The organism is Streptosporangium fragile (assembly GCF_039534445.1).
Lineage (GTDB): Bacteria > Actinomycetota > Actinomycetes > Streptosporangiales > Streptosporangiaceae > Streptosporangium > Streptosporangium fragile.
Genome location: NZ_BAAAVI010000012.1, coordinates 43,108 through 51,316, shown reverse-complemented (window position 1 = coordinate 51,316; position 8,209 = coordinate 43,108). Strand labels below are relative to the sequence as shown.

The following is an 8,209-nucleotide window of genomic DNA, read 5'->3' as shown; positions in this document are numbered from 1 at the left end:
GCGGTCCGGGGTGATCCCGGCGCCTTCAGGAGGCGCGGCCGGCCAGGGGCGCGGCCTCCTCTTCCTCGATCTGCCGGTTCCACTCCTGCTTGGTGGACCGCCAGGACTCGTCGTCGCGGCCCAGGCGCCAGTAGCCCGAGATGGACAGCTGCGACAGCGGGATGCCCAGCTCGGTGCGCAGGTAGCGGCGCAGGTCGCGGACGAATCCGGCCTCACCGTGGACGAAGGCGTGCACGGCGCCGGAGGGGAAGTCGAGCTCGCGGACCGCTCTGACCAGCCGCTCGCCGACCGGCGCGGTCCCGCGGTGCAGCCACACGATCTTCACGTCGCCGGGGGAGTCGAGCGGCTGCTCCTCCTCGGGCCCCGCGACCTCGATGAACGCCCAGGCCTGCGCGCCCGCGGGCAGGCGCTCCAGGGAGGCGGCGATCGCCGGCAGCGCGCTCTCGTCGCCCACCAGGAGGTGCCAGCCGGCCGCCGGGTCGGGCGCGTAGGCGCCTCCGGGGCCGAAGAAGGAGATCTCCTCACCGGGACGGACCCGGTCGGCCCACGGACCGGCCAGGCCGCTGTCGCCGTGGTGGACGAAGTCGAGCGTCAGCTCGCGCGCCTCGGCGTCCCAGCGGCGGACGGTGTAGGTGCGAGTGGTGGGCCACTGCTCCCGGGGCAGGTCGCGCTGGATCGCCTCCAGGTCGAACGGCTGCGGGTAGCTCACCCCGGGCGGGGCGAACAGCAGTTTGACGTAGTGGTCGGTGTACTCGCCCGCGTGGAAGTCCGCGAGACCCTCACCGCCGAGCACCACCCGGATCATGTGCGGGCTGAGCCGCTCGACCCGCTCGACCCGGCCGCGTGTCACCGTGCGCGCGCGGCGCGCGGGCTTCTCGTCTGCCATATGCCACACTCCCAGAGGTGCAAATTAGGTAACCCTAACTCGTACCATACGCCACGCGAATGCGACGAAGGCCTTCGCCACCTCTTCCCCCGATCCCGCCCTCCGGAAAGGCGGTAGAAATCTACAACGTAAAGGACGACATGCGGGTGGCCCCGTCTCCGGGGTCCGGGCTGTTTCCGGGGGGTCAGCGCTGCATGGCCGCGACCTGGCGGATCAGATCGGCGACGCGGACGATGCCCATGCAGCGTCCCACCTCGTCGGTGACCACCAGGTCGTCGTAGATGCGCTCGCCGTCGCGGCCGGCGACCTGCATGGCGGCGATGGCCGGGGTGGTCTTGGGGACCGTGCGGGCGGGGTCGGCCAGACGCGCCGCCGGCTTCTTGCTGTGCAGCGCGTGGCCGAAGCGGCTGGCGATCGTGAGCAGGAAGCGGCTGCGGTCGAGGCTGGCCAGCGGGCGCTGGTACTCGTCGACCAGGATCACGCTGGTGATCGACGGTTCGCTGCCGAAGGCGTCGATCGCGTCCTCTGCCGTCGCCTCGTAGGGCAGGGTCACCGCGGGCAGCAGGAACTCCTGGACGCGGGGGCCGAGCGTGGCCTGGGCCGGTTCCGGCGCGACGACCGGGAGCGGCACGTGGACCCGGCCGGTGGGCCCGGGGACCAGCAGTGGTCCCTGGGCCAGCCGCACTCCCCAGCCGCGGATCATGGCCAGCTGCCCCTCGTCGGTCACCCCCGGGGCCAGCACGTGCGAGCCGGCGTTCCGGGCCAGGCGTGCCAGGCCCTCGCCGAGCGCGGCGCGGCGCGCGTCGCGGTGCACCCGGGCGACGAGGTCCGGAGAGAGCACCGCCAGGTACGGCGCCGCGTCGGCCAGCAGGTCCAGCGGGACGTGCCCGGTGCCCAGGTCGCCCACCGCGATCAGGTAGCCGATGGCGCGCAGGCCGTCCAGCCCGGTGAGCAGCGAGCGGCGCTCGATCTGGGCGAAGTCGCCCCGGACCATGAGGATCACCTCCCGCGGTCGGCGCCCGGACGCGCGCAGCGCCTCGTGGAGCGGCGCCATCGCGGCCGAGCCGCCGATCACCGCCGTCGTGGGCAGGGTGAGCACCAGGGGGAGCAGCGCCTCGCTCCTGGCGGCCTGGCGGAGGGTCTCGACGGTGGAGGAGATGTTGCCGTGGCCTTCGACGTTCCCCTGGAGCGCGATGACGCCCCCGGTGTCGAGGTCGACGATCGGCGTGGTGCCCGCGGTGGCCGCTGCGGAGGCCTGCGTGAGGACGTGCGCTCTACTCGACACGTTCAGAGGATGAACCAGGCCTTCGCCTCCGCATAAGACGCGTGCGGTGATGTTCACCGATATTTCGCCATTCGTTGAAGTCGGTGGGCCGGGGCCGGGGCCCGGGGAGGCCACGGGGTGCCAGGTTCCGCCCCGCCCGGCGGGGAGCGCCGGGTTCACCCGGAAGGGGACGGGGAATCGCCTCTCCGCTATGGTTCTCCTGTTCGGAGCGGTCAGGGCCCGTCCGTCGCCCGCCTCGGCCGAGGGGGCGAGAGACCACCCCCTCTCATGGAGTGGAGGAGTCACGACATCGCGACCGGCCAGGGGCGGAGGCCGCTGGGTCTTGGTGGGGCACGAGCGTCTGGGGCGCTGGATCGACGGGTTCGTCGACCGGCACGGCCCGCCGGAGGTCACGGTCTCCCCCGGTGCCGACGTGGTGCGCCTGGTGGGCGCGGACGGCGCGGTGGCCGAGTGCCAGGTGCCCTTCCCGCCGCTGACCGCCTCCGGGGGCGGACCGCTGGGGCGCCTGATCACCCATGCGCGGACCGCGCGCCGGGTCGGTGTGCTCCTGGTGCGGCTGGGCGGTCACGCGGCCGGGATCTTCCACGGTGACGAGCTGCTCTCCTCCAAGGTCGGCTCACGTCCGGTCCACGGACGCAGCGCGGCGGGCGGCTGGTCCCAGCAGCGTTTCGCCCGGCGCAGGGAGAAACAGGTGGGGCAGGCGCACGAGGCGGCGGCCGAGGTGGCGCTGCGGGTGCTCGGCCCGTACGTGGGGGAGCTGGAGGCGGTCGTGCTGGGCGGCGACCGGCGGGCGGTCGACGCGCTGCGGTCGGACCGCAGGCTCGCTCCGATCTTCGCGTTGGAGACCGGGCCCTTCCTGACGGTCCCCGACCCCCGGCTGGTGGTGCTCAAGGACACGCCCGGCCAGTTCCGCGCGGTCCGCATCAAGGTCAGCGATCCCGCCTGATCGGCGGGAATCGAGGAGAGACGGGTCGGTTGCGCCCCGTACACTGATCGGTATGCGCACTCCCGATTGACCGGCGTCCCGACGCAGACGAGACGGCCGAGCCGAGAGCCGGGAGACACAGGCGCGCGGCGGGTTCGGTCACAGTGATGTGAGCCTGTGTGTTTCCTCCCCTGGGAGTCTTCTCCAATCATGATCGTAGCTTCTGACATCGAACTGCGAGCCGGTGCCCGGCTGCTCGTCGAGGGTGCGTCGTTCCGGGTGAACCCCGGTGACAAGATCGGGCTCGTCGGCCGCAACGGCGCGGGCAAGACCACCCTCACCCGGGTGCTCGCGGGCGAGGGCCTGCCCGCGGCGGGCACCGTCTCCATCACGGGCGAGGTGGGCTACCTGCCGCAGGACCCCCGCAACGGGGACCTGCAGGTGATCGCCCGCGACCGCATCCTGTCGGCCCGCGGGCTCGACCAGGTCCTGCGCGAGCTGCGCCAGGCCGAACTCGGCATGTCGTCGGCCGACGAGCGCACCAGGGACCGCGCGGTGCGCGCCTACGGCCGCCTGGAGGACCGCCTGCACGTGCTGGGCGGGTACGCCGCGGAGTCGGAGGCCGCCTCCATCGCCTCCAGCCTGGGGCTGCCCGACCGGGTGCTCGGCCAGCCGCTGGAGACGCTCTCCGGAGGCCAGCGCAGGCGGGTGGAACTGGCCCGCATCCTCTTCAGCGGGGCGGAGACTCTCCTGCTTGACGAGCCGACAAACCACCTTGATGCCGACTCAATCGGGTGGCTTCGTGATTTTTTGCGATCCCACCAGGGCGGCTTGATCATTATTAGCCACGACGTGGGGCTCCTTGAAGCGACGGTAAACCGCGTCCTGCACCTCGACGCCAACCGCGCCACCATCGACACCTACAACGTCGGCTGGAAGGCCTACCTGGCCCAGCGCGAGACCGACGAGAAGCGCAGGCGGCGCGAGCGTGCCAACGCCGAGAAGCAGGCCGCGGCGCTGATGTCGCAGGCCGACAAGATGCGCGCCAAGGCGACCAAGGCCAAGGCCGCCCAGGACATGCAGCGCCGTGCCGAGCGCCTGCTCGCCGGCCTGGAGGTGGAGCGGCGCAGCGACAAGGTCGCCAAGCTGCGCTTCCCCCAGCCCGCCCCGTGCGGGCGCACCCCCATCGCCGGGGAGGGGCTGTCGAAGTCCTACGGCTCGCTGGAGGTCTTCACCGGCGTCGACGCCGCCGTCGACCGGGGGAGCAGGGTCGTCATCCTGGGCCTGAACGGTGCGGGGAAGACCACCCTGCTGCGCATCCTGGGGGGTCTGGAGGAGCCCGACACCGGAGAGGTCAGGCCCGGCCACGGCCTCAAGCTGGGCTACTACGCCCAGGAGCACGAGACGATCGACCCCGGCCGCACCGTGCTGGAGAACATGCGTTCGGCCGGGGGAGAGCTGCCCGACGTGGAGCTGCGCAAGGTCCTCGGCTCGTTCCTGTTCACCGGCGACGACGTCGACAAGCCCGCCGGGGTGCTCTCCGGCGGGGAGAAGACACGGCTGGCCCTGGCCACCCTCGTGCTCTCCGCGGCCAACGTCCTGCTCCTGGACGAGCCCACGAACAACCTCGATCCGGCCAGCCGCGAGCAGGTGCTTTCGGCGCTAAGGTCCTATTCTGGGGCGATTGTGCTTGTCACGCACGATGAGGGTGCTGTGGAGGCACTACAACCCGATAGGGTGATCTTGCTACCTGACGGAGTTGAAGACGCGTGGAGCGACGAATTTTCCGATCTTGTGGCACTTGCCTGATCTTAATTTGAGCGGGTACGGATCTTTTCCCATGGAGTAGGTAGCCGATCTCGCTGAAATGACTGATCATGGCGTGTGTAACGCTGCGGAAGTCTGGCACTACAGGAGGTACTCGTGGCCGAGACTCTGAAGAAGGGCACCCGGGTGACCGGGGCCGACCGCGAAAAGCTGGCCGCCGATCTCAAGAAGCGCTACAGCGCGGGTGAGAGCATCCGCGCGCTGGCCGCTTCGACCGGCCGCTCGTACGGGTTCATCCACCGCATCCTGAGCGAGTCCGGAGTGACTCTGCGCGGGCGCGGCGGCGCCACCCGAGGCAAGTCCAAGCGCTGACCCCGCCTCGGAACGCGCGACCGCAGCAGCTCGTCCTCCACGCCGGCATCGTCCCGCCCGGACCTGTAGAACCTCATTCTGGAGACTCGATAGGCTCGGGCGAGGTGCAACGGAGAGGCGGGAGAGCGAGTCATGACGGAAGCAGCGTTCGGGGGGAGTGCGGAGAAGATCTCCCCGGAGGAGGTCGGTCTGCGCTACGAGGTGGACGGCGAGATCGCGACGATCACGCTGGACCGTCCGGAGAAGCGGAACGCACAGACGTTCGCCACCTGGGCGGCTCTGGCTGACATCGGTGACCACCTGCCGCAGCAGGTGAGGATCGTCGTGGTCAGAGGTGAGGGGCCGTCCTTCTCGGCAGGGATCGACCTGCGGATGTTCACGCCCGAGGGGGTTCCCGGGCAGGGATCGTTCGCGTCCTCCGCGACACTCGACAGCTCGACGTTCGAGCAGCGGGTGGCGCAGGCGCAGCGGGGTTTCCTCTGGCTGCGCCGTCCCGACATCGTCTCCGTGGCCGCGGTCCAGGGGCACGCGATCGGCGCCGGCTTCCAGCTCGCGCTCGCCTGTGACCTGAGGATCCTGGCCGACGACGCCAGACTGTGCATGAAGGAGCCGGCTCTCGGGCTGGTCCCCGACCTGACCGGCACCAAGCCGCTGGTCGACCTGGTGGGCCTGTCCAGGGCCGTCGAGATCTGCCTCACGGCCCGCACTGTGGGGGCCGAGGAGGCGGCCAGGATCGGACTGGCCGAGCTGGTCGTGACCCGCGACGAGCTCGACGGCGCCGTACGCGACCTGACCGCCGCGCTGCTGGCGACCGATCGCGACGCCGCGACGGCGACCAAGAGGCTGCTCCAGGGCGCTTCGGGGCGCTCCCTGGAGGAGCAATGCGCGGCCGAGGCCCGCGAACAGGCCGCGCGTGTCAAAGCGCGCTTCTCGTAGCCCGCGTCGGCCACCGGCCGCCGGCGGTCCGGGCTCGCCGCGGCCCGGCCCGGCGGGCCGGTGGTTGTTCGCCTCAAGCTGATGGGGGAATGGGGATGCCTCCCCCGGCGCTCGCACCGGGGGAGGAGAGTGTATGGCGATGATGGGCGGGGGCTTCGGGCCCCAGGTGATGCGTTCGATGCGGCGCGACAGCTCGGTGACCAAGACGCGCCTGACCCCCGGCACCGTCCGGCGCATCACCCGCTACGCCCGGCCCTTCGCGCGGCACATGGCCGCCTTCCTGGCGCTGGTCGTGGCCGGCTCGGTCATCGTGATCGCCAATCCGCTCCTGATGAAGGCGATCATCGACGACGGGATCATCCCGAAGCGGCCGGGGGTCGTGGTCGGCCTCGCGCTCGCCATCGCCGGCCTGGCGCTCGCCGACGCGGCGCTCACCCTCGTCCAGCGCTGGTTCTCCGCGCGGATCGGCGAGGGCCTGATCTACAACCTGCGCACCGAGGTCTTCGACCACGTCCAGCGCATGCCCGTGGCCTTCTTCACGCGCACCCAGACCGGCGCCCTGGTCTCCCGGCTGAACACCGACGTCATCGGCGCTCAGCGGGCGCTGACCAGCACCCTGTCGTCGGTCGTCTCCAACGTGGTCATGCTGGTGCTGGTGCTCGGCGCCATGCTGGCACTGTCGTGGCAGATCACGCTCATCGCGCTCGTGCTCCTGCCGATCTTCGTCTTTCCCGCCAAGTGGGTCGGCCGGAAGATGTCCGGGCTCACCCGCGAGCAGATGGAGCTCGACGCCGAGATGAGCTCCATGATGACCGAGCGGTTCAACGTCGCGGGCGCGATGGTCGCCAAGCTGTACGGGCGGCCCGACGACGAGGCCGCCGCCTTCGGCGGCCGGGCGGGCCGGGTGCGCGACGTCGGCGTCACCGTCGCCATGTACGGGACCGTCTTCCGGGTCGCGCTCGGTCTGGTCGCCGCGCTGGCCACCGCCCTGGTGTACGGCGTGGGCGGCCTGCTGGCCGTCTCGGACGTCTTCGAGCTCGGCACCCTGGTCGCGCTCGCGGCCCTGCTGATGCGCCTGTACGGCCCGCTGACGAGCCTGTCGAACGTGCACGTCGACGTGATGACGGCCCTGGTGAGCTTCGACCGGGTCTTCGAGGTCCTCGACCTGAAGCCCATGGTCGCCGAGCGGCCCGGCGCGCGGCCGATCCCCGACGGGCCGGTCTCCGTGGAGTTCGACGACGTCCGGTTCAGGTACCCGGCGGCCGCCGAGGTCTCGCTGGCCTCGCTGGAGGCGGTGGCCCGCCCCGACACCAGGCCCGGCCAGGAGGTGCTGCGCGGTGTCTCCTTCACCGCCCGTCCCGGGCAGATGGTCGCCCTGGTGGGCCACTCCGGCGCGGGCAAGACCACCATCACCGGTCTCGTCTCGCGCCTCTACGACGTCGGCGAGGGCGCGGTCCGCGTCAACGGCCTCGACGTGCGCGACGCCACGCTGGCCTCGCTGCGCGACACCGTGGGCGTCGTCATGCAGGACGCCCACCTGTTCCACGACACCATCGGGGCCAACCTCCGCTACGCCAGGCCCGGGGCGACCGACGAGGAGATCTGGGACGCCCTGCGCGCCGCCCAGATCGCCGATCTCGTCAAGGAGCTCCCCGAGGGGCTGGAGACCGTCGTGGGCGATCGGGGCCACCGGTTGTCCGGCGGGGAGAAGCAGCGGCTGGCCCTGGCCAGGCTGCTGCTCAAGGCGCCCCGCGTGGTCGTCCTCGACGAGGCCACCGCCCATCTCGACTCCGAGTCCGAGGCCGCCGTCCAGCGGGCCCTGAAGGCGGCCCTGGCCGGGCGGACCTCGCTGGTCATCGCGCACCGGCTGTCCACGATTCGCGAGGCCGACCAGATCCTGGTGGTCCAGGACGGCCGGATCGTCGAGCGGGGCCGCCACGAGGAGCTGCTCGCCGCCGGCGGCGGTTACGCCGAGCTCTACCGGACCCAGTTCAGCCAGGCCGACCAGGCCCCGGGTGAGTCCCCCTCGTGAACCCGG

7 protein-coding genes are annotated in these 8,209 nt (G+C 71.5%); 5 read left to right on the top strand and 2 right to left on the bottom strand.

What is annotated here, in order from left to right:
* Positions 1–25 precede the first annotated feature (25 nt).
* Together ABD841_RS10440 and ABD841_RS10435 are read right to left on the bottom strand one after the other, a co-directional pair.
* The gene (locus ABD841_RS10440) at positions 26–886 is read right to left on the bottom strand and encodes a siderophore-interacting protein (protein WP_344970137.1); all 861 of its coding nucleotides are present in this window, start codon (positions 884–886) and stop codon (positions 26–28) included.
* Between the two features lie 184 nt (positions 887–1,070).
* Positions 1,071–2,171: an EAL domain-containing protein gene (locus ABD841_RS10435; protein WP_344970136.1), complete on the bottom strand. Its 1,101-nt coding sequence runs from the start codon at positions 2,169–2,171 to the stop codon at positions 1,071–1,073.
* A gap of 325 nt (positions 2,172–2,496) precedes the next feature.
* Here ABD841_RS10435 and ABD841_RS10430 point away from each other — a divergent pair, with 325 nt between their 5' ends.
* From ABD841_RS10430 to ABD841_RS10410, 5 genes are all read left to right on the top strand, one after another.
* Positions 2,497–3,117 (top strand): acVLRF1 family peptidyl-tRNA hydrolase, encoded by a 621-nt coding sequence (locus ABD841_RS10430; protein ID WP_344970134.1) that lies wholly within the window; start codon positions 2,497–2,499, stop codon positions 3,115–3,117.
* 189 nt (positions 3,118–3,306) lie between these two features.
* Positions 3,307–4,905: an ABC-F family ATP-binding cassette domain-containing protein gene (locus tag ABD841_RS10425; protein ID WP_344970133.1), complete on the top strand. Its 1,599-nt coding sequence runs from the start codon at positions 3,307–3,309 to the stop codon at positions 4,903–4,905.
* 114 nt (positions 4,906–5,019) lie between these two features.
* The gene (locus ABD841_RS10420; protein ID WP_030507271.1) at positions 5,020–5,235 is read left to right on the top strand and encodes a helix-turn-helix domain-containing protein; all 216 of its coding nucleotides are present in this window, start codon (positions 5,020–5,022) and stop codon (positions 5,233–5,235) included.
* Between the two features lie 132 nt (positions 5,236–5,367).
* Complete coding sequence (locus tag ABD841_RS10415) at positions 5,368–6,171, top strand: enoyl-CoA hydratase/isomerase family protein (RefSeq protein ID WP_344970131.1); 804 nt, start codon at positions 5,368–5,370, stop codon at positions 6,169–6,171.
* A gap of 133 nt (positions 6,172–6,304) precedes the next feature.
* On the top strand, positions 6,305–8,203 hold the full coding sequence (locus ABD841_RS10410; RefSeq protein ID WP_344970129.1) for an ABC transporter ATP-binding protein: 1,899 nt from the start codon (positions 6,305–6,307) through the stop codon (positions 8,201–8,203).
* Positions 8,204–8,209 lie beyond the last annotated feature (6 nt).

Excerpts from the sequence above, each read along its gene's own strand:
- ABD841_RS10425 (WP_344970133.1), top strand. The coding sequence starts at position 3,307 with ATGATCGTAGCTTCTGACATCGAACTGCGAGCCGGTGCCCGGCTGCTC.
- ABD841_RS10415 (WP_344970131.1), top strand. The coding sequence starts at position 5,368 with ATGACGGAAGCAGCGTTCGGGGGGAGTGCGGAGAAGATCTCCCCGGAG.
- ABD841_RS10440 (WP_344970137.1), bottom strand. The coding sequence starts at position 886 with ATGGCAGACGAGAAGCCCGCGCGCCGCGCGCGCACGGTGACACGCGGC.
- ABD841_RS10410 (WP_344970129.1), top strand. The coding sequence starts at position 6,305 with ATGGCGATGATGGGCGGGGGCTTCGGGCCCCAGGTGATGCGTTCGATG.